The 21,161-nt window shown below is 62.8% G+C and carries 14 protein-coding genes and 1 pseudogene; 12 read left to right on the top strand and 3 right to left on the bottom strand.

The window, feature by feature from the left end:
• Positions 1-90 precede the first annotated feature (90 nt).
• The 3 genes from SE91_RS23425 to lipA all read right to left on the bottom strand — a co-directional run bounded on the left by SE91_RS23425 (position 91) and on the right by lipA (position 4,105).
• Complete coding sequence (locus tag SE91_RS23425; RefSeq protein ID WP_082813794.1) at positions 91-1,014, bottom strand: carbohydrate ABC transporter permease; 924 nt, start codon at positions 1,012-1,014, stop codon at positions 91-93.
• A gap of 61 nt (positions 1,015-1,075) precedes the next feature.
• Positions 1,076-2,512: an ABC transporter substrate-binding protein gene (locus SE91_RS23420; protein ID WP_061849292.1), complete on the bottom strand. Its 1,437-nt coding sequence runs from the start codon at positions 2,510-2,512 to the stop codon at positions 1,076-1,078.
• Positions 2,513-3,130: 618 nt separating this feature from the next.
• On the bottom strand, positions 3,131-4,105 hold the full coding sequence (gene lipA, locus SE91_RS23415) for a lipoyl synthase (RefSeq protein ID WP_061849291.1): 975 nt from the start codon (positions 4,103-4,105) through the stop codon (positions 3,131-3,133).
• Positions 4,106-4,672: 567 nt separating this feature from the next.
• Between lipA and aceE the strand changes: the two genes are divergently transcribed.
• From aceE to SE91_RS23355, 12 genes and pseudogenes are all read left to right on the top strand, one after another.
• A complete protein-coding gene (gene aceE / locus SE91_RS23410) occupies positions 4,673-7,360 on the top strand; it encodes a pyruvate dehydrogenase (acetyl-transferring), homodimeric type (protein ID WP_156489742.1) in 2,688 nt (895 codons plus the stop codon).
• 23 nt (positions 7,361-7,383) lie between these two features.
• Positions 7,384-8,946, top strand: a complete 1,563-nt coding sequence (locus SE91_RS23405) for a dihydrolipoyllysine-residue acetyltransferase (RefSeq protein ID WP_061849289.1) — start codon at positions 7,384-7,386, stop codon at positions 8,944-8,946.
• A 15-nt stretch (positions 8,947-8,961) separates the two neighbouring features.
• A complete protein-coding gene (gene lpdA / locus SE91_RS23400; protein WP_061849288.1) occupies positions 8,962-10,704 on the top strand; it encodes a dihydrolipoyl dehydrogenase in 1,743 nt (580 codons plus the stop codon).
• A 49-nt stretch (positions 10,705-10,753) separates the two neighbouring features.
• The gene (locus SE91_RS23395; RefSeq protein WP_061849287.1) at positions 10,754-12,082 is read left to right on the top strand and encodes a dicarboxylate/amino acid:cation symporter; all 1,329 of its coding nucleotides are present in this window, start codon (positions 10,754-10,756) and stop codon (positions 12,080-12,082) included.
• Between the two features lie 56 nt (positions 12,083-12,138).
• Entirely contained in the window at positions 12,139-13,311 is a 1,173-nt protein-coding gene (locus SE91_RS23390) for an acetyl-CoA C-acetyltransferase (protein WP_061849286.1), read from the top strand.
• Positions 13,312-13,416: 105 nt separating this feature from the next.
• Positions 13,417-14,142, top strand: a complete 726-nt coding sequence (gene phbB, locus SE91_RS23385) for an acetoacetyl-CoA reductase (protein WP_061849285.1) — start codon at positions 13,417-13,419, stop codon at positions 14,140-14,142.
• Positions 14,139-14,544: pseudogene (locus SE91_RS23380) on the top strand (acyl-CoA thioesterase). The gene phbB and the pseudogene SE91_RS23380 overlap by 4 nt, the downstream one beginning before the upstream one ends.
• Positions 14,545-14,565: 21 nt before the next feature.
• Positions 14,566-14,991, top strand: coding sequence for a TIGR01841 family phasin (phaP, locus tag SE91_RS23375; protein ID WP_197489507.1), 426 nt, complete (start codon positions 14,566-14,568; stop codon positions 14,989-14,991).
• Between the two features lie 66 nt (positions 14,992-15,057).
• Positions 15,058-17,334, top strand: a complete 2,277-nt coding sequence (locus tag SE91_RS23370; RefSeq protein WP_061849283.1) for an NADP-dependent malic enzyme — start codon at positions 15,058-15,060, stop codon at positions 17,332-17,334.
• Positions 17,335-17,384: 50 nt separating this feature from the next.
• Positions 17,385-18,707, top strand: a complete 1,323-nt coding sequence (locus tag SE91_RS23365) for an NAD(P)/FAD-dependent oxidoreductase (RefSeq protein ID WP_061851271.1) — start codon at positions 17,385-17,387, stop codon at positions 18,705-18,707.
• 42 nt (positions 18,708-18,749) lie between these two features.
• Positions 18,750-20,141 carry a cytochrome ubiquinol oxidase subunit I gene (locus SE91_RS23360; RefSeq protein ID WP_061851270.1) on the top strand — a complete coding sequence of 464 codons (1,392 nt, stop codon included), beginning with the start codon at positions 18,750-18,752 and terminating at the stop codon, positions 20,139-20,141.
• A gap of 5 nt (positions 20,142-20,146) precedes the next feature.
• Positions 20,147-21,142, top strand: coding sequence for a cytochrome d ubiquinol oxidase subunit II (locus SE91_RS23355; RefSeq protein ID WP_061851269.1), 996 nt, complete (start codon positions 20,147-20,149; stop codon positions 21,140-21,142).
• Positions 21,143-21,161 lie beyond the last annotated feature (19 nt).

Genomic DNA, 21,161 nt, shown 5'->3' with positions numbered 1-21,161 from the left:
CCGGAAAGAGAAACAGCAGCGTTACGACGCCGGCGCCGACATATCGAACCGCCAGCATGCGGGCCTTTCTCGCCGGAAGCTTGCCGACCGTCATCGAGCAAGCTCCATGCGCTTGAGGACCACGGTCGTGATGACCGTCAGCAACGCAATCACCAGGAAGGAGATTGCGGCCGTATAGCTGGTTTCGAATTGGGAGAAGCCCTGGACATAGGTGTAGAGCGAGACGGTCTCGGTCATCGAGCCGGGGCCGCCTTCGGTAAGAGCCCAGATGATGTCGAAGATGCGGACGAGATCCAGGCCGCGGATCAGGCAGGCAACGGCCACGACCGGGGCGATTGCCGGCAGGATGATCGCGCGAAGCACGCGGAAGTAAGACGCGCCGTCGATCTCAGCAGCCTCTAGCTGCGACTGATCGACGTTCGACAGCGCCGCGAGCAGCAGCAGGAACATGAACGGCGACCACTGCCAGACCTCGCAGATGATGATCGCCGGATAGACATAAGCGGGGTTGACTGTCCATAGGATCCGGACCGGCTCGCCGGCGATAAGGCTGAGGATCTCGCCGATCGGACCGAAGCGGACGTCGAACATCAGCCGCCAGGTCGCTCCCGCGACGATCGGAGAGATCACGGTCGGAAGCACCAGCAGCGCGACGAATATCTGGCGTCCGGGCATGCGATCGATGAACAGCTGCGCCATCAGGAAGCCGATCAGCAACTCGAGGGGCAGGGCAACCGCGGTGATAATGGCCGTATGACCAAGCGAGGCCCAGAGACGGGTGTCCCTGAACAACTCGGCATAGTTCAAGAGGCCGACGAACGACGTGTCGTTCTCGGTCATCGTGATGCGCTGGAAGCTCACGATCAGCGAGTAGATGAGAGGGAACAAGCCGACCAAGAAAAGGATCAGAATGGCCGGCGCGACGATCAGATAAGGCAGGCGGTCCTCGAGCATGCGCCCAAAGCGGCTAGGGCGGTGTCGCTCGGCCTCATTGAGACTTGCGGAAAGTGTCATCACCAGTCCAGGAAACAGCACCGCACGGGAGGAAAGCGGTCCCGTGCGGTGTCCAAGCCAGCTATTGCGGATAGGCGCCCGGCTTTACCGCCCATACCTTGTAGACGGCTTTTTGGTTGTCGATGCCGACCTTCTCGGTGATGGCGTCGAATTGCTGCGCCATACGATCGAGGATGGCCTTGGGATCTTCGCCAGCCCACAGGCTCGAAATCGCCTTGGTCATCGCCTCGTCGTATTTATCCTGTTGAAGCAGGGAGAGATCGAGCAGTCCCTTTTCGCCCGACGTCTTGATCGTATCGAGATAGGCAGGAGCGTCGGGCCAAAGCGCGCGGTATTTCTCGCTCGCGTAGTGCGACAGGCGGAAGGGATCGCGCAGCGTATAGGGGAGCTGGACGCGTTCGAGGCTGGTCTTCTTGCTGTTCAGCCACTGAATGAAGAGATAGGCAGCTTCCTTGTTCTTGCTGGTGGCCGATACCGACAGGTCGAAACCGACGCCGAGCTCCGGTCGACCGAGTGGGTTGAGGGCATAGCCGACCTTGGCGGCCACCTGCGATTTCGGCACCCATTTCAGTGCTTCTTCGCCGGAGCCATAACCCGCGGCCCACCGTCCATAGGGAGGCCAGGAAATTGTCATCGCGGTCGTGCCCTGGAGGAAAGCCGCGAGATTGTCGACGAAATTCCACTGCTCCACGCCCGGCGGCATGAACTTGTTTTCGGCCAGCATCTGCTTGAACACCTTCAGGCCGACCTCGCTGTTCACGGTCGCTTTCATGGTATCCGCATTGAAAAACTTTCCGCCCTCCATGCGGAAGCGCTCCTGGAACATGTATTGCGGATAGGGCGCGGTCCGGAAGAAGCCAGCGCCATAAACCTTGGGCGCCATCTTGTCGGTGATGAACTGACCGATCTCGTCGAACTGTTTCCAGTCCTTCGGCGGTGCGAGGTCGTAGCCGAATTTCGTCTTGAACCCCTCCTTCATCTTCGGATCTTCGAAGACGTCCTTCCGGTAGAAGAGAAGCATCACGTCGCCGTCGTCTGGAAAGCCGTAGATCTTTCCGTCATACTGCATCTGGTTGTCGCGATACGCGGCCGCGATGTCCTGCAACTCGTCGCGATAGCCGAACTTGTCGACATATTTGTCGAGGGGCTCGAGCGCACCTGCGCGCGCAAGATCGGGCATCCAGGACGGAATGACGTTCAACGCGTCATAGGCTCCGGCGCCGGATTTGAAATCCTGCATGATCTTGGTGAACATCTGGTCGGTGGGCACTTCGACGACCTTCACTTTAATGCCGGTGAGCTTCTCCCACTTCGGCCCCGAATAGTTGAGCGGGTCGAGCGACTGGAGGCCGGCCTCCCAAACGATGCTGATCGTCGTGCCCGCATATTTCTTCGCGGCTTCGACGGCAATGTCGGCCGCATCCCTGTCGGCGGCAGGCGCTGATGAACCTGCGAGCGCAAGGACAGCGGCTGCGCCGAGAATCGTCCTGAACTTCATGCCCTCTTCCTCCTCTCCTGAGCGTCTATAGCCGAACCCCGGCTTCGGAGCTCTTTTCACGTCATCCCGGGCCAGCCCCAGCCGTGAGCATCAACGGACCATCCCAGCTACCGGCGGGGCCGAAAGACCAAATTCATCAGGCTGAGGATTGGCCGCGCAGGCGCTTTGCTGGGGTGGGTTGCCCCAGCCTGAATGAACGCGAACTGACTTGTAGAAGTACGCTTCCTCCTCAAGACGCTCGAAGGCGTTGGTTTTGGAGGTACTCTGCGTTGTGCGGGAACAGCGCGACAAATGAGAAGTTTGCAAGCGTGGGTGAGCTACGTTCACCTGTCCGTCGCAACCTTTCTGATCTGCTTCTCCGCTATTATCGCGGTCCTTCTAGCGCGGCTCGCGATGCAATGGGGCGATATCAGGCGCCACGGCCGAGGGGCAATTGCTGCTGGCCGCTTGCAAAAGCGAGTTTGCATTCCGAGGCTAGCGGCGCGAATTGGGCGGCCGCCGAACGATGCCGTTTGCCTCCACGCGAGCTTCGGTCAGCTTTGATCGCGAGATCGGCGGAAGCTGGCGAAAACGGCTGCGGCGGCGGCTTGACCGGAGGACTCTGCAGGCGGTGCATGCCTACGCCTGATCGCGTCGGCGCTCTCGCAGCCTCTGGAAATCCTCGCCTGCGTGGTGTGACGAACGCGTCAAAGGCGTCGCTGAAACCAGCAGGAATCCCTTGGCATAGGCGACCTTTTCGTACGCCCCGAACTCATCAGGGGGCACGAAATTGATGATGGCGTGATGCTTGCGTGTGGGCTGCAGATATTGGCCGATGGTCAGGAAGTCGACCTCCGCGCTGCGCAGGTCGTCCATTACTTGCAGCACCTCGTTCCGCTCCTCGCCGAGGCCGACCATGATTCCCGACTTGGTGAAGATCTGCGCGTCGAGCTCCTTCGCGCGCTGGAGCAGTCGGACCGAGTGGAAATACCGCGCGCCCGGCCGCACCGTGAGATATTTCGAAGGCACCGTTTCCAGATTGTGGTTGAACACGTCGGGCCGAGCGGCAACGATCGTTTCGAGTGCGCCCGCCTTGCGCAGAAAGTCGGGCGTCAGGATTTCGATCGTGGTCCCCGGGCTCGCATCCCGGATCGCTGCGATCGTCCTGGCGAAGTGCATCGCGCCGCCATCGGCGAGGTCGTCTCGATCGACGGATGTGACGACAACATGAGACAAGGCGAGCATGGCAACAGCCTCGGCGATCCTCTGCGGCTCGTCGGGATCGAGCGCGTCGGGCAGGCCCGTGCGCACGTTGCAGAATGCGCAGGCGCGCGTGCAGGTGTCCCCCATGATCATGAAGGTCGCGTGCTTCTTCGCCCAGCACTCGCCGATGTTCGGGCAGGATGCTTCCTCGCACACGGTGACGAGCTTGTTCTCCCGCACGATGCGTCTCGTCTCGGCCCAGGCGTCTGAGCCCGGGGCCTTCACGCGAATCCAGGCCGGCTTACTCTGCAGGGGCGTCTCCGGGCGGTTCACCTTTTCGGGATGGCGCGGCGCGTCCGGTCGCAGCTTCGCGCGCGGGTCCTTGTTGAGGAGGTCGAGTACGATGGTCATTTGGGCAACCTCGTGCTGCGCAAGAAAGGCGTGCAGTATTCAACGCTGGTGAATTGACCTGCGCGTAAATGCAAGAACGTCCTGCCATAGACATTCGTTGTTCGTGCCGCGTTAGTCAAATCGTCATGCACGCACGCGCCGGCTGTTGTCCCACCCCATGGCTCGCGCTCGCACTGGCTCATACCGGCAGCGCCGCATTTGTCGGGCAGCTCAACGGGTCTGATCTTTCGGGCGGAACCAGCAGCCCGTTTTCCGGAGCTTCAGACAAGTCCCGACCGATCATATCGGGTCGGGCGGGCAGCTGATCGACAATTCTGAGCAAAATTAAGGGTGTGTGTGCGATCGATGGACCGCAGCGAGGTCTGGCACGAATGCTGCTTAGATGTGCGCAAAAGAATAAGCAGATCAGAACAAGCACGGCGAGGGGAACGTTCAAATGCCAGCCAGCACTCCATCTTTAACCTAGAGCGACGGGCCTATTGCCCGCGTGGCATCGCGCGCCTCCACCCCGAGGCGGCGCAACGAACAATGACGCCTGACTTCGCTTGGCATGCAAGGGAGAGAGTAATGACGGTCGCGGACGCGCACGATTTGGATCCGCAGGAAACCCGGGAGTGGCTGGATGCTCTGTCGGCGATCCGCGGTCATCGCGGCAGTGAACGCGCGGAATTCGTCGTCAACGCAGTCATTGCTGCCGCGCGTGGCAGCGGCCTCGCCATTCAACAGACGCTGACGACGCCCTATTGCAACACGATTCCGCTGGATCAACAGCCAGCGCTGCCGGGCGACCGCGCCATCGAGCACAAGCTGCGTTCGCTCATTCGATGGAACGCTCTCGCCATTGTGCTGCGCGCCAACAAGGAGAGTTCGGAGCTCGGCGGTCACATCGCGAGCTTCCAGTCCGCCGCAACGCTCTACGATATCGGCTTTGGCCATTTCTGGCATGCGCCAACGGAATCGCACGGCGGCGACCTGATCTTCGTCCAAGGCCATTGTTCGCCCGGCATTTATGCGCGCGCCTTTCTCGAGGGCCGGTTGAGCGAGGAACAGCTGCTCGGCTTCAGACGGGAGACCGGCGGCAAGGGCCTGTCGAGCTATCCGCATCCATGGTTGATGCCGGATTTCTGGCAGTTTCCGACCGTGTCGATGGGGCTGGGGCCGCTGATGGCGATCTATCAAGCCCGGTTCCTGAAATACCTCGAGAACCACAAACTGGCCGAGACTTCCAATCGCAAGGTCTGGGCCTTCATGGGCGACGGCGAAACCGACGAGCCGGAGTCGCTCGGCGCGATCTCCCTCGCCGGTCGCGAGAACCTCGACAATCTCATCTTCGTCATCAACTGCAACCTGCAGCGGCTCGACGGGCCGGTGCGCGGCAACGGCAAGATCGTGCAGGAGCTCGAAAGCGTTTTTCGCGGCGCCGGCTGGAACGTCATCAAGGTGCTGTGGGGATCGGGCTGGGATCGGCTGCTCGCGAACGACAAGAGCGGGTTGCTGCTGAAGCGCATGGAGGAATGCGTCGACGGCGAGTACCAGGATTTCAAGAGCAAGAGCGGCGCCTATATCCGCGAACACTTCTTCGGCAAGTACGAGGAGCTGAAGCAACTCGTCGCCGACATGAGCGACGACGAGATCTGGAAACTCGCGCGCGGCGGTCACGATCCGGAAAAGGTGTTCGCCGCCTATACCGCGGCCGTGAACCACAAGGGACAGCCGACGGTCATTCTGCCCAAGACCGTCAAAGGCTACGGCATGGGCGAGTCCGGCGAAGGTCAGATGATCGCCCATCAGGCCAAGAAGATGACGCAGGATGCGCTGCGTGGCTTCCGTGACCGCTTCCAGGTGCCGGTCAGCGACGATGACTTGGCCAAGGTGCCCTTCATCCGCCCCGCGGAAGACAGTCCGGAGATGAAGTATCTGCGCGCTCAGCGAGAAAAGCTCGGCGGCAGCCTACCGCAGCGCCGGCGCAAATCCGTGTCCTTGCCGATCCCGCCCTTGTCGACGTTCCAGCGGCTGCTCGACGCCACCGGCCAGCGCGAGATCTCGACCACAATGGCTTTCGTGCAGATGCTGGGCACGCTCGTGCGCGACAAGGCGATCGGCAAGCACATCGTGCCGATCGTGCCCGACGAATCCCGGACCTTCGGCATGGAGGGCATGTTCCGCCAGCTCGGCATCTATTCGTCGGTCGGTCAGCTCTATCGTCCCCAGGACGCCGACCAGCTGATGTACTACCGCGAGGACAAGACTGGGCAGGTTCTGCAGGAGGGCATCAACGAAGGCGGCGCGATGTCGAGCTGGATCGTCGCGGCGACGTCCTACTCGACGAACAACGTGCCGATGATTCCGTTCTACATCTACTATTCGATGTTCGGTCTGCAGCGCGTCGGCGACCTCGCCTGGCTCGCCGGCGACATGCGGGCGCGGGGCTTTTTGCTCGGCGGCACGGCCGGCCGAACGACCCTCAATGGCGAAGGCTTGCAGCATGAGGATGGCCACAGCCACGTGCTTGCGGGCACCATCCCGAACTGCATCTCCTACGATCCGACCTTCGCCTATGAGGTCGTGACCATCGTGCGCGAGGGCATGCGTCGCATGTATGAAGCGCAGGAGGACGTCTATTACTACATCACGCTGATGAACGAGAACTATCCGCATCCCTCGCTCGCCGAAGCGGGCAAGGGAGCGGAAGAAGGCATCCTCAAGGGGCTCTATCTCCTGAAGAACGGCGGCGAGACGGCGAAGAAGGGACTTCGTGTCCAGCTCGTCGGCTCCGGCACGATCCTGCGGGAGGTGATCGCGGCCGCCGATCTGCTCAAGGCGGACTTCGGCGTCACGGCGGATGTCTGGAGCGCGACGAGCTTCAACGAGCTGCGCCGCGACGGCATGGCCGCGGAACGGTGGAATTTGCTGCACCCGACGGAGCCGCGCCGCAAGAGCTGGGTCGAGGCGCAGCTCGAAACGCATCCCGGCCCCGTCGTGGCGTCGACAGATTACATGCGCAACTACCCCGACCAGATCCGCGAATATGTCCAGGCGGCCGGACGCCGCTACGTCGTGCTCGGCACTGATGGTTTTGGCCGCAGCGACTATCGCGTCAAGCTGCGCAAGTTCTTCGAGGTCGACCGGCATTACGTCGCCGTCGCCGCGCTCAAGGCGCTGGCCGACGAAGGCACGATCAAGCCAGCCGTCGTCGCGGAAGCCATCGCCAGGTACCAAATCGATGAGGGGCGCGCTGCGCCGTGGACCGTGTGAGACAGCGAGCCGAGGGCAGAGCGATGAGTGGTCTGATCGACATCAAGGTTCCCGACATCGGCGACTTCAAGGACGTGCCGGTGATCGAGATCTTCGTCAAGCCAGGAGACAAGGTAAAGGCGGAAGATCCATTGGTTGCGCTGGAATCCGACAAGGCGACCATGGAGGTGCCGTCGCCGCGTGAAGGCGTCGTGAAGTCGGTGGTTGTCAAGGTCGGCGACAAGGTGAGCGAAGGCACGGTGATCGTGCAATTCGCAGGCGCGGGCGCCGAGCAGGCCGAGGCGCGCCCCGTGGTCAGCGCTCCACCGTCACCTGTCAGCGCGCCGGCCGGCATTGCCGAGGTGCGCGTCCCTGACATCGGCGATTTCAAGGACGTTCCGGTCATCGAGATCTTCGTGAAGCCGGGCGACAGCGTGAAGGCGGAGGATCCGCTGATTGCGCTGGAGTCGGACAAGGCGACGATGGAGGTGCCGGCGCCGCTCTCGGGCATCGTCCGCGAGATCAAGCTGAAGACCGGTGACAAGGTCAGCGAGGGCGCGGTCATCCTCGTGCTCGCAACCGGCGAGGGCGCGCCGGCCGCGCCAGCAGCTGCTGCGCCGACACCCGCGTCACCGGCACCTGCGGGCCCCGTGGCGCAGTCCGGTGCGGTGGACGAGAAGGCCTTTGCGCTCGCCTATGCGGGCCCCGCAGTGCGTAAGCTGGCGCGAGAACTCGGCGTCGATCTCGGCAAGGTCAAGGGTACGGGCAATCACGGCCGCATCCAGCGCGAAGATGTCGAGGCCTTTGCCAGGGGCGGGGCTGCGCCCGCCAAGCCGCAGGCTGCGGCCGCAGGCGGAAGCGGCCTCGGCGGCATCGATCTGTTGCCTTGGCCCAAGATCGATTTTGCGAAGTTCGGCCCGGTCGAACGCAAGGAGCTCGGCCGCATCAAGAAGATTTCGGCGGCCAATCTGCATCGCAACTGGGTCGTCATTCCGCACGTCACCACGCATGACGAGGCTGATATCACCGAACTCGAGCAGTTCCGGGTGAAGATGAACAAGGAGCTGGAGAAGAGCGGCGTCAAGCTTTCGCTGTTGCCGTTCATGGTGAAGGCGGCCGTCGCGGCCCTGAAGAAGTTTCCGGAATGCAACGCCAGTCTCGACGGCGATACGCTCGTCTACAAGAACTACTGGCACATCGGCTTTGCCGCGGACACACCGAACGGGCTGATGGTGCCGGTCATCCGCGATGCCGACAAGAAATCGATACCGGACATCGCGACGGAGATGAACGCGCTCGCCAAACTGGCGCGGGAGGGCAAGATCAAGCCTGACCAGATGCAGGGCGGCACCTTCTCGATCTCCTCGCTCGGCGGCATCGGCGGCATCTATTTCACGCCGATCATCAACGCGCCCGAGGTCGCGATCATGGGCGTTTGCAAGGGCTACTGGAAGCAGCATTCGGCGGACGGCAAGACCTGGACGTCGCGTCTGACCCTGCCGCTGTCCCTGTCCTGGGACCACCGCGTCATCGACGGGGCGGCGGCCGCTCGCTTCAACGTCTATTTCGCCAATGTGCTCGCCGATCTGCGGCGCGTGTTGTTCTGAGGTTGGGAGCGCATTATGGCTCAGATCGAAGTCAAGGTTCCCGATATCGGCGACTTCAAAGACGTCGCTGTCATCGAGGTGATGGTGAAGGCGGGCGAGACCATCGCAGTCGACACCAGCCTCATCATGGTCGAGTCCGACAAAGCGTCGATGGAGATCCCATCCTCGCACGCCGGTATCGTCAAGGAAGTGAAGGTCAAGGTCGACGACAAGGTCAGCGAGGGATCTGTCATCCTCGTGCTGGAGACGACTGGAGCCGCGGCTGCGCCAGCGCCGGCCCCGGCATCGCCGCCGACCGCAACGGCGCCGCCCGCCGCACCCGCCGCCGCGTCCCATTCCGGCAAGGCGGACCTCGAATGCGACATGCTGGTGCTGGGGGCGGGCCCCGGTGGTTACTCCGCCGCTTTCCGCGCAGCCGATCTCGGCATGAAAACCGTGCTGGTCGAGCGTTACGACACGCTCGGCGGCGTCTGCCTCAACGTCGGCTGCATCCCGAGCAAGGCGCTGCTGCACACGGCGTCCGTGATCGACGAGGTCAAGCATCTCCCTGCCCATGGCATCACCTTCGGTGCGCCGCAGGTCGATCTCGACAAGTTGCGAAGATTCAAGGACGGCGTCATCAAGAAGCTGACGGGCGGCCTTGCCGGCATGGCGAAGGCCCGCAAGGTCGAGGTCGTGACCGGCGCCGGCGCCTTCCTCGATCCGCATCATCTCGAAGTCGTCTCGGCGGCCGGCAAGAAGACGGTCAAGTTCGCGAAGGCCATCATCGCGGCAGGCAGCCAGGCTGTGAAGCTGCCCTTTCTTCCCGAGGATCCGCGGATCGTCGATTCGACCGGTGCGCTGCTTCTGAAGTCGATCCCCAAGCGCATGCTGGTGATCGGCGGCGGCATCATCGGGCTCGAAATGGCGACGGTCTATGCGACGCTTGGCGCGCGCATCGACGTCGTCGAAATGCTCGACGGGCTGATGCAGGGTGCCGACCGGGACCTGGTCAAGGTCTGGGAGAAGATGAACGCCCGCCGGTTCGACAAGGTCATGCTGAAGACCAGGACGGTCGGCGCAAAAGCAACCGGGGCCGGCATCGAGGTGAGCTTCGAAGGCGAGCAGGCGCCGGCTGGGCCGCAGCTCTATGACCTCGTGCTGGTGGCGGTCGGCCGAAGCCCGAACGGCAACAACATCGGCGCCGAGAAGGCGGGCATCGCGGTGACCGACCGCGGCTTCATCAATGTGGACCGGCAGATGCGCACCAACGTGTCCCACATCCATGCGATCGGCGACATCGTGGGACAGCCGATGCTCGCGCACAAGGCTGTCCATGAAGGCCACGTCGCCGCCGAGGCCGCGCACGGCGAAAAGTCGTATTTCGACGCGCGCCAGATTCCGTCCGTCGCCTACACCGATCCAGAAGTCGCCTGGGCCGGCAAGACGGAGGACCAATGCAAGGCCGAAGGCATCAAGTTCGGCAAGTCGGTGTTCCCGTGGGCCGCGTCCGGCCGCGCCATCGCCAACGGCCGCGACGAGGGTTTCACGAAGCTGCTGTTCGACGCGACCACCCACCGCGTCATCGGTGGTGGCATCGTCGGCACGCATGCAGGCGATCTCATCAGTGAGATCTGCCTTGCGGTCGAGATGGGCTGCGAGCCCGCCGATATCGGCAAGACCATTCATCCGCATCCGACACTCGGCGAATCCATCGGCATGGCGGCGGAGGTCTTCGAGGGCCACTGCACCGATCTGCCGCCACAGAAGAAGAAATAGAGCCGGCTGCCGACACGGGCGGCCGCAGGGAGATCATGGAGGAAAGACGATGTCTGCAACCATCGCTGCGACGACGACGCAGAAGAAGCCATTCTATCAGATTCTCTATGTCCAGGTGATCGCAGCGATCGTGCTGGGCATCATCGTCGGCTGGATTTCGCCCGAGCTCGGCAAGAACGAGTGGATCAAGGCGATGGGGGATGGCTTCGTCAAGCTCATCAAGATGGCGATTGCGCCGATCATCTTCTGCACGGTCGTCTCCGGCATCGCCCATATCTCCGAGGTGAAGAAAGTGGGACGCGTTGCCGTCAAGGCGCTCATCTATTTTGAGATCGTCTCGACACTTGCGCTGGCGCTGGGGTTGATCGTCGGCAACGTCATCCAGCCCGGAGCGGGCTTTCAGGGGCAATCGAACGCCGCAGCAGTCGCCGGCTATGCCAAGCAGGCGAGCGAGATGAAATCGGTCGATTTCGTCCTGCATGTCATTCCGGACACCGTGGTCGGCGCGTTTGCCCAGGGCGAAATCCTGCAGGTCCTGTTCTTTGCCATCCTATTCGGCTTTGCGCTGATGGGACTCGGTGACCGGGCCCACACAGTGCGCTCCTTTATCGACGACGTCGCGCACGCGATGTTCGGCGTCATTTCGATCGTGGTGAAGGCCGCGCCGATCGGGGCTTTCGGTGCGATGGCCTACACGATCGGGCGGTACGGCCCGCAGGCACTGGGTAACTTGGCCGGACTCATCGCCACTTTCTATCTGACCGCGCTGGTCTTCGTGTTCGTCGTGCTGGGTTTGATCGCTCGTTTCGCCGGCTTCTCGATCTTCCAGTTCCTCAAATACCTCAAGGATGAGCTGCTGATCGTGCTCGGCACGTCGTCTTCGGAGAGCGCGCTGCCCCAAATGATGGAAAAGCTGGAGAAGCTTGGCTGCTCCAAGCCGGTTGTCGGCTTGGTTGTCCCGACCGGCTATTCCTTCAATCTCGACGGCACCAACATCTATATGACGCTGGCGACGCTGTTCATCGCCCAGGCGATGAACGTGCAGCTTAGCTTCGGCGAGCAGATGACGATTCTCATCGTCGCCATGCTGACGTCGAAGGGCGCCTCGGGCATCACGGGTGCCGGCTTCATCACGCTGGCGGGCACGCTCGCGGCCGTCAGGCCGGAGCTGCTTCCCGGCATGGCAATCGTGCTCGGCATCGACAAGTTCATGAGCGAATGCCGTGCGCTGACCAATCTCTGCGGCAACGGCGTCGCCTGCGTCGTGGTGGCCTGGTGGGAGGGCGAGCTCGATCGCGACAAGCTGCGCCTCGGACTCCAGCGCGACATCGACCCGACCGACTTCGAGACCGCGGTCACCGAGGGACGAGGTCTCTGACGGCGACGCGGTGCAACCGCCCATTGATTCAAATCAGAAGAGAACGGGAGTGAATCATGACGAACGTAGTAATTGTCTCTGCGGCGCGAACGCCGGTTGGCTCCTTCAACGGAGCATTCAGCTCGCTGACCGCCCATGAGCTCGGCGCTGTGGCGATCAAGGGCGCTCTCGCGCGCGCCAAAGTCGCCCCTGAAGAGGTCGACGAAGTCATTCTCGGCCAGGTCCTCGCCGGCGGCGAGGGGCAGAATCCGGCACGTCAGGCCGCGATGGCAGCCGGCATTCCGCAGGAGAAGACGGCGTGGGGCATGAACCAACTCTGCGGCTCGGGCCTGCGCTCGGTTGCCCTTGGCCTGCAGCAGATCGCCAATGGCGATGCCAAGGTCATCGTCGCCGGCGGCATGGAATCCATGTCCATGGCTCCGCATCTGTCGCATCTGCGCAACGGCACCAAGATGGGCGACGTCAAGTTCGTCGATTCCATGCTGAAGGATGGTCTGATGGATGCTTTCCACGGCTATCACATGGGCGTCACTGCCGAGAACATCGCCGCCAAGTGGCAGATCACCCGGGAAGAACAGGACGCGTTCGCGACCGCCTCGCAGAACAAGGCCGAGGATGCGCAGAAGGCCGGCCGGTTCAAGGACGAGATCGTTCCTGTCACCGTCAAGACGAGGAAGGGTGACGTCGTCGTCGACCAGGACGAATACATCCGTGCCGGCACCACGCTGGAGGCGCTTGCCAAGCTGAAGCCCGCCTTCAACAAGGAAGGCAGCGTGACCGCCGGCAACGCCTCCGGCATCAACGACGGTGCGGCCGCCCTGGTGTTGATGACCGCGGATGACGCCAGGAACCGCGGTCTCGCCCCGCTCGCAAAGATCGTGTCGTGGGCCACCGCGGGCGTCGATCCCGCCGTGATGGGATCGGGGCCGATTCCTGCTTCCCGGAAAGCGCTCGAGAAGGCCGGTTGGAAAGTGAAGGACCTCGACCTGGTCGAGGCCAATGAAGCCTTCGCGGCGCAGGCGATCGCCGTCAACAAGGACATGGGTTGGGATCCGTCGATCGTGAACGTCAACGGCGGCGCGATCGCCATCGGTCATCCGATCGGCGCCTCCGGTGCGCGTGTGCTGACGACGCTGCTGTTCGAGATGCAGAAGCGCAACGCCAGGAAGGGCCTTGCCACGCTGTGCATCGGCGGCGGCATGGGCGTCGCCCTGACCGTCGAGCGTTAGGCCTGGCTTGACCGGAAATGTGGTGCGGATGGCGGTCGCCGTCCGCAAGGGACGAAGGCTCGCGAGAGCCGAGGCAACAAAAGACGAACGAATCAGGAGAGGAACATGTCGAGGGTTGCAGTGGTGACCGGCGGAACGCGCGGCATAGGTGAAGCAATCTCGGTTGCACTCAAGGCGGCCGGCTACAAGGTGGCGGCAAGCTATGCAGGCAATGACGAAGCCGCCGCCAAATTCAAGAGCGAAACCGGCATCAACGTCTACAAATGGGACGTGTCGAGTTATGAGGCTTGCGCCGCCGGCCTGAAACAGGTTGAAGCGGACCTCGGACCGGTGGAGGTGCTGGTCAACAACGCCGGGATCACCAAGGACGGCATGTTCCACAAGATGACGCCGGAGCAATGGTACGCCGTCATCAACACCAACCTGAACTCGCTGTTCAACATGACGCGGCCGGTCTGGGAAGGCATGCGCGAGCGCAAGTTCGGCCGCGTGATCTGCATCTCTTCGATCAACGGCCAGAAGGGCCAGATGGGGCAGGTCAACTACTCCGCCGCCAAGGCGGGGGACATCGGCTTCGTCAAGGCATTGGCGCAGGAAGGCGCGCGCGCCGGCATCACCGTCAATACGATCTGCCCCGGCTATATCGCGACCGAGATGGTCAAGGCCATCAACCCGGAGGTGGTGGCCAAGAACATCCTGCCGCAGATCCCGGTCGGGCGCCTGGGCGAGCCGCATGAGATCGCGCGCGCGGTCGTGTTTCTGGCGTCCGATGACGCCGGTTTCATCACCGGCTCGACGATTTCGGCGAATGGCGGCCAGCACATGGCATGAGCACCGCGATGCCGATGCATCCACGAGGGGACCTCACGACGCGAACGCTCGCGATGCCGGCGGATGCAAATCCGAGCGGCGATATCTTCGGCGGCTGGGTGCTCTCGCAGATGGATATCGCGGGCGGCATCCATGCCGGACAGCGCGCGCAGGGCCGTGTCGCCACGGTGGCGATCGAGGCGATGCAGTTCATAAAGCCGGTCCATGTCGGGGATGTCCTGTGCGTTTACGCATCGCCCGAGCGTATCGGGCGCACGTCGCTGGCGGTCCGCCTGGAAGCCTGGGCGCTGCGCAAGCGCCTGGGTGAGCGTGTGAAGGTTGACGGAGGGAATCTTCACCTTCGTAGCGCTGGATGCCGAGGGACGACCTGCGCCGATCCCGCCCGCTCGAGCTGAGCAGTAACGACCAATGAAGGAGAGGGAAATGTCCGACAGCAAACCGAAGGATGGCTCCACCGACTGGACCCTCCCGGGGCTCGATTTCGCCAAGCTCATAGAATCCTGCCAGATCAGCGGCGTCGATATGAAGGCGCTGCTCGAGATGGAGAAGAAGAACATCGATGCCCTGATCGAGGTCAACCGCTCGGCCTATGAGAGCTGGCGAAACCTGATGGCGCGACAGGCGGAGGTTTTCCGGGAAACGATGACGGCGATCGCCGCCGAGGCGGGCAACGAGGCCGTGGCGGGAAGGCGCGCCGAGCTCGCCCGACAGGGATTCGAGACGGCGCTCGCCAACATGCGCCAGCTCGCCGAGACCGCGACCGAGCAACAGAAGCAGACGGTCGAGATATTGCGGCGGCGTTTCGAAGAGGGAATGGCTGCAATGCGGGCGCGTGGCGGAAGCACCTGAGCTCGACAGCCGAAAGGGCAACAGGGGCGTATCGCCCATCGAACAAGCGTAAGAACGGGGAATAGGATGGACCAGGATCTGAGGGAAGCTGCGCTCGAATATCATCGCTTGCCGAGGCCGGGGAAGATCTCCGTCGTGCCGACTACGGCGATGGCGACGCAACGCGATCTGTCGCTGGCCTATTCACCTGGCGTCGCAGAGCCATGTCTTGTCATCGCCAAGGACCCGTCGCAGGCGGACCAGCTGACCGCCCGCAGCAACTTGGTGGCCGTTGTCACCAACGGCACCGCTGTGCTCGGACTCGGCAATATCGGGGCTCTGGCAGGCAAGCCCGTCATGGAAGGCAAGGCGTGCCTGTTCAAGAAGTTCGCCGGCATCGATGTCTTCGATATCGAGCTCGCCGAGGAGAATCCGGACGCATTGATCGAAACCATCGCCAGGATGGAGCCGACCTTCGGCGGCATCAACCTGGAGGACATCAAGGCGCCGGAATGCTTCTATATCGAACAGCAGCTCCGCAAGCGCATGAAGATTCCGGTCTTTCACGATGACCAGCACGGCACCGCGATCATCGCCGCGGCGGCGATCCTCAACGGACTGAAGCTGGTCAAGAAGGACATCGCCGACGTCAAGCTGGTGTGCTCCGGCGCCGGGGCCGCCGCGCTGGCGTGTCTCGATCTCATCGTCAGCCTCGGCCTGCCGCAGAACCGGATCATCGTCACGGACGCGAAGGGCGTCGTCTACGCCGGTCGCACGGAGGGCATGGACGACAACAAGGCGCGCTATGCGGTGAAAACCGAGGCGCGAAAGCTCGACGACATCATCCAGGACGCCGATGTCTTTCTCGGCCTGTCGGCAGGCAAGGTGCTGACGCAGGACATGGTGAAGCGGATGGCACGGGATCCCCTGATCTTTGCCATGGCCAACCCGATTCCGGAAATCATGCCGGAAGATGCACTGGCGGTTCGCCCGGATGCGATCATCGGCACGGGACGGTCGGACTATCCCAACCAGATCAACAACGTTCTCTGCTTTCCGTTCATCTTCAGGGGCGCGCTCGACTGCGGAGCGACGACGATCAACGAGGAGATGAAGCTCGCGACGGTGCGCGCGCTGGCGGATCTGGCGATGGCCGAAGTGCCCGAGGTGGTCGCTGTGGCCTACAAGGGAGAGGATCTTCGCTTTGGCCGCAACTATCTCATTCCAAAGCCGCTCGACCCGCGGCTGATCGAGGTCGTGGCGCCCGCGGTTGCCAAGGCTGCGGCGGACAGCGGCGTCGCCCGGCGTCCGATCGCGGACATGGAGGCCTATCGCCAGCAGCTGAGCCGGTTCGTCTACCATTCCGGCAACGCGATGCAGCCGGTGTTCTCGGTGGCGAAGGGAAGCGGCAAGTCGCTGCTTCTGGCCGAGGGTGAAGACGAGCGTGTGCTGCGCGCCGCACAGGTGGTCGTCGACGAGCGGATCGCAAAGCCGCTATTGGTCGGCCGGCCATCGACGATCGAGGAGCGGATCAAGTCATTCGGTCTTGGGCTCAGGCCAGGCAGCGACTGCGACATCATCGATCCGCACGATTCCGAAGTCTATTCTCAATGTGCGGATGTCTACCACGGGCGCAGGAAGCGTGACGGTGTGTCAGCCGCGTTGGCGCTTTCGGAGACCCGCAGCAACGCCACCGTGCTCGCCTCGATCCTGCTCGAAAGGGGGCTCGGCGATGCGATGCTGTGCGGGGTCATCGGCAGGACGTCCGACCATCTGGCCGCGATCCGCAACGTGATCGGCACGCGCGACGGCCTGCGCACGCTCGCCGTGATGCAGATGCTCATCCTGCAGCAGCATCAGCTGTTCATCTGCGATACTCACTGCAATCTCAATCCGACGGCCGAACAGATTGCCGATATCGCCCTGATGGCCGCGGCTGAGGTGAGCCGATTTGGCATCACCCCCCGGGTGGCGCTGCTGTCGCATTCCAGCTTCGGAAGCTCCGCGGTCCCGGAGGCGCACAAGATGCGCGAGGCGCGGGCGATCATTCTGGAGCGGTCGCCTGATCTCGCGGTCGAAGGCGAGATGCGCGGCGACGCTGCGCTGTCGCCATCGGTGCTGCACCACGAGTTTCCGGATTCCGGTTTCGAGGGTCCGGCGAACGTGCTGGTGATGCCGAATCTCGACGCCGCCAATATCTCCTACAATTTGCTCAGGATGGCGGCAGGGCAGGGACTGACGGTCGGCGGCATCCTGCTCGGCGCGGCGAAGCCGGCCCACATCCTCACGCCATCGTCCACCGTTCGGCGAATCGTGAACATGGCGGCGGTCGCGGTCGCGGATGCAGTGTCCGATAGGGCCTGATCCGGAGGATATGCTTGGGCGGGTTGTGAGCGCGCTTGGTCGAGGCCATCATGAGTAAGCCGCAATTGGGAAAACCCCGGATTGTGATCGTCGGTGGCGGAGCCGGCGGACTGGAGCTTGCGACCCGCCTCGGCGACAAATACGGACGCAAGGGCAAGCTCGACATCACGCTGATCGAGCGAAACCGCACCCATGTGTGGAAGCCGAAGCTGCACGAGATCGCAGCCGGCAGCATGGATATCTCGGCTCACGAGGTCGACTATCTCGCGCAGTCCTATTGGCACGGCTTCCGCTACCGCATTGGGGAGATGATCGGGATCGACCGGGACAAGCGGCAGGTGCTGGTGGCGCCCTATCTCGATTCGGAAGGCCGGGAAGTCACTCCGAAGCGAATATTCGACTATGACGTCCTCGTGGTGGCCGTTGGAAGCCAGAACAACGATTTCGGCACGCCCGGTGTTGCCGATCATGCCCTCAAGCTGGAATCGCAGCTTGATGCGAGGCGGTTTCACGAGCGCATGGTCAATGCCTGCATTCGCGCGCATGCCCAATCAGCGCCTCTGGGGTCACACCAGTTGAAGGTCGCAATCATTGGCGCCGGCGCGACCGGCGTGGAACTTGCGGCCGAATTGCACAGGACGACACGTGAAGTGGTGGCGTACGGCCTCGACCAGGTCGATCCCCAGAAAGACATCAGAATCACGCTGATTGAAGCCGCTGATCGCGTGCTCCCCGCGCTGCCCGAACGCGTGTCGAAAGAGACGGAGAACCTGCTCGCCAGACTCGGTGTCAATGTGCTGACCGGCGCCAAGGTGTCCGAAGTGGGCTCCGACCGCGTGAACCTGACGGACGGTCGCACGATCCCTGCCGAATTGATCGTCTGGGCGGCCGGCGTCAAGGCTCCCGATCTCCTGAAGGACATCGCCGGCCTGGAGACCAATCGCATCAATCAGCTGGTGGTGCGGCCGACATTGCAGACGACGCGCGATGACGGCATTTTTGCGATCGGCGATTGCTCGGCCTGCTCATGGGGCGAGCGCGGCAACGTCCCGCCGCGCGCGCAGGCGGCGCATCAGCAGGCGTCTCATCTCTATTCCCAGATTCCGCGTCATCTCCGGGGCGAGCCGCTGAAGGATTATCGCTATAGGGATTTCGGCTCACTGGTATCGCTCGGCGAATTCAGCACGGTCGGATCGATGATGGGCGCACTCGTGGGCGGCAGCCTCGTGTTCGAAGGCATGTTCGCGCGGATGATGTACCTGTCGCTCTACAAGATGCACGAACACGCGCTGCATGGTTCGATCAAGGTCGCGCTCGACACGCTGGCCCGGCTGATCACCCGGCGCACCGAGCCGCATGTGAAGCTGCATTGACGATTGGCCACGCACGGGCCGCGTGGACCTGGAGGAGTGTTGATGGACGCCGTGTTCCTTGCGCGCATGCAGTTCGCCGCCAACATCACGTTCCATATCCTGTTCCCGTCGATCTCGATTGCGCTCGGCTGGGTGCTGCTGTTCTTCAGGTTCAAGTATCTGCGCGCGACCGATCCGCAGCAGAAGCTCGACTGGCTTCGCGCTTACCGTCAATGGACCAAGGTATTTGCCCTGACTTTCGCGCTTGGTGTCGTCAGCGGCGTCACCATGAGCTTCCAGTTCGGCACCAACTGGCCGGGCTACATGGAGCGCGTCGGCAACATCGCCGGCCCGTTGCTCGGTTATGAGGTGCTGACCGCCTTCTTCCTGGAAGCGGGCTTTCTTGGCGTCATGCTGTTCGGCCATCGCCGGGTCGGCGAGATGGTTCACCTGGGAGCGACGATCCTCGTCGCCTTCGGCACGTTGATGAGCGCCTTCTGGATTCTCGCGCTCAATTCATGGATGCAGACGCCTGCCGGATACGAGATCGTGGGCGGTCAGTTTCACGCGCGCAACTGGCTGGAGATCGTCTTCAATCCGTCCTTCCCGTATCGCCTGGTCCATATGATCCTCGCGTCCGCGCTGACCTGTGCGTTCCTGCTGATGGGAGTCAGCGCCTGGCAGTTCCTGAAAGGCATTGCCATGGACAGTGCGTCGCGCGTGCTGCGGACCGGGCTCATCCTGGCCGCGCTGGCCGCGCCCGCACAGATGGTGGCGGGGGATTTCCACGGGCTCAATACCCTGAAGCATCAACCGCAGAAGATCGCTGCGGTGGAGGGCATTTGGGAAACCACGCGCGGCGCGCCGCTCCTGCTGTTCGCCATCCCGGATGACGCGGCGAGAACGAACCACTTCGAGCTGGCGGTGCCGAAGCTCGCGAGCCTGATTCTGCGGCACGATCCAGACGGGGAGCTCAAGGGGCTGAACGAGTTTCCCTCGGCTCATCCGCCGGTCCTGCCGTTGTTCTGGTCGTTTCGGATCATGGTGGGCACCGGCATCCTGATGCTTCTCGTCAGCTGGGTCGGCCTGTGGTGGCATTGGCGCGACGGCTGGGATTTCGCCAAAATGCCGCGACCGATGCTCGGGATATTCGCGGTCATGACCTTTGCGGGCTGGGTGGCGACCATTGCCGGGTGGTACGTCACGGAAATCGGCCGCCAGCCTTTCATCGTGTCCGGTCTGGTTCGAACCGCTGATGTCGCTTCGCGGGTGCCTTCGTCGAGCATCGCGGTGACCTTCTCCGTTTATGTCGCGCTCTATCTGGCGCTGCTCGCGGCCTATATCGGCGTGCTCAAATACCTGGCCGAGACCGCCGATAAGAAGCCGTACGCAAGTACGTCGGCCGCCGTGCCGGGGGAGCCGAAGCCATATCAGCGCGAGGGAGAATTCGCATGAGCTCGATGTCGTTCGACGAGCTGCTGCCGCTGATCTTCATCGGGCTGATGGGCGTGTCGCTGCTCGTCTACGTCGTGAGCGACGGATACGATCTCGGCGTCGGCATGCTGATGCACCGGGCGACGCCCGAGGAGCGGGATACGATGGTCGCATCGATCGGTCCGTTCTGGGACGCCAACGAGACTTGGCTCGTGCTGGGCGTTGGTCTACTCTTGATTGCCTTCCCCAAGGCGCACGGGCTGGTTCTGTCGGAACTGTACCTGCCGACCACGCTCATGCTGGTCGGCCTGATCTTGCGCGGCGCAGCCTTCGATTTCAGGGTCAAGGCGAAGGCCAGTCGGAAGGGGATGTGGGACCGTCTGTTCATCGCCGGCTCGATGCTTGCGTCGGTCTGTCAGGGCTGGATGCTCGGCCGCTATGTCAGCGGCTTCGGCGTGGGCTGGAACTATCCGATCTTTGCCGGCGCCATCGCGGTCGCGCTGCCGATGGCCTACGCGCTGCTTGGCGCAACGTGGCTGGTGATGAAGACGGATGGCCCGCTGCAGGACAAGGCGGTCGAGTGGAGCAAGATTGCCTGGCCGCCGATGGTCATCGGCCTGATTCTGATTTCGATGGCAACGCCATGGATCAGCGAAACGGTCCGCATACGGTGGTTTACCTTGCCGGCAATCATTGCCGTCGTGTCGATTCCGATGACGGCAGGAATCGCACTGGTGACCGTGCGTGCGCTGCTTGGCTCCCCCGCCGTGCGCGGCTCCCTCTGCTGGCTACCGTTTGCCTTGCTCGTGCTGGTCTTCCTCCTGAGCTTTCTCGGCCTCAGCTACAGCATCTACCCCTTCGTGGTGATCGACAGGCTCACGGTATGGGAGGCTGCCAGCAGCCCGGATTCGCTCAAGATCATCCTGATCGGCGTGTGCCTCACGCTGCCCGTCATCGTCGCTTATACCGGATTTTCCTATCGCGTATTCCGGGGCAAGACCATAGAGTTGGACTATGCGTGAGCCATCCTTTGCCGTGGCC

It is taken from the genome of Bradyrhizobium sp. DOA1 (genome assembly GCF_001593325.1).
Lineage (GTDB): Bacteria > Pseudomonadota > Alphaproteobacteria > Rhizobiales > Xanthobacteraceae > Bradyrhizobium.
The sequence above is the reverse complement of the archived record's forward strand: the minus strand, read 5'-3'. Positions and strand labels throughout refer to the sequence as shown.

Coding starts and splice junctions, on each gene's coding strand:
- SE91_RS23395 (WP_061849287.1), top strand. CDS start 10,754: ATGTCTGCAACCATCGCTGCGACGACGACGCAGAAGAAGCCATTCTAT.
- SE91_RS23360 (WP_061851270.1), top strand. CDS start 18,750: ATGGACGCCGTGTTCCTTGCGCGCATGCAGTTCGCCGCCAACATCACG.
- SE91_RS23355 (WP_061851269.1), top strand. CDS start 20,147: ATGTCGTTCGACGAGCTGCTGCCGCTGATCTTCATCGGGCTGATGGGC.
- phbB (WP_061849285.1), top strand. CDS start 13,417: ATGTCGAGGGTTGCAGTGGTGACCGGCGGAACGCGCGGCATAGGTGAA.
- lpdA (WP_061849288.1), top strand. CDS start 8,962: ATGGCTCAGATCGAAGTCAAGGTTCCCGATATCGGCGACTTCAAAGAC.
- SE91_RS23370 (WP_061849283.1), top strand. CDS start 15,058: ATGGACCAGGATCTGAGGGAAGCTGCGCTCGAATATCATCGCTTGCCG.
- aceE (WP_156489742.1), top strand. CDS start 4,673: ATGACGGTCGCGGACGCGCACGATTTGGATCCGCAGGAAACCCGGGAG.
- lipA (WP_061849291.1), bottom strand. CDS start 4,105: ATGACCATCGTACTCGACCTCCTCAACAAGGACCCGCGCGCGAAGCTG.
- SE91_RS23425 (WP_082813794.1), bottom strand. CDS start 1,014: ATGACACTTTCCGCAAGTCTCAATGAGGCCGAGCGACACCGCCCTAGC.
- SE91_RS23390 (WP_061849286.1), top strand. CDS start 12,139: ATGACGAACGTAGTAATTGTCTCTGCGGCGCGAACGCCGGTTGGCTCC.
- phaP (WP_197489507.1), top strand. CDS start 14,566: ATGTCCGACAGCAAACCGAAGGATGGCTCCACCGACTGGACCCTCCCG.
- SE91_RS23420 (WP_061849292.1), bottom strand. CDS start 2,512: ATGAAGTTCAGGACGATTCTCGGCGCAGCCGCTGTCCTTGCGCTCGCA.
- SE91_RS23405 (WP_061849289.1), top strand. CDS start 7,384: ATGAGTGGTCTGATCGACATCAAGGTTCCCGACATCGGCGACTTCAAG.
- SE91_RS23365 (WP_061851271.1), top strand. CDS start 17,385: ATGAGTAAGCCGCAATTGGGAAAACCCCGGATTGTGATCGTCGGTGGC.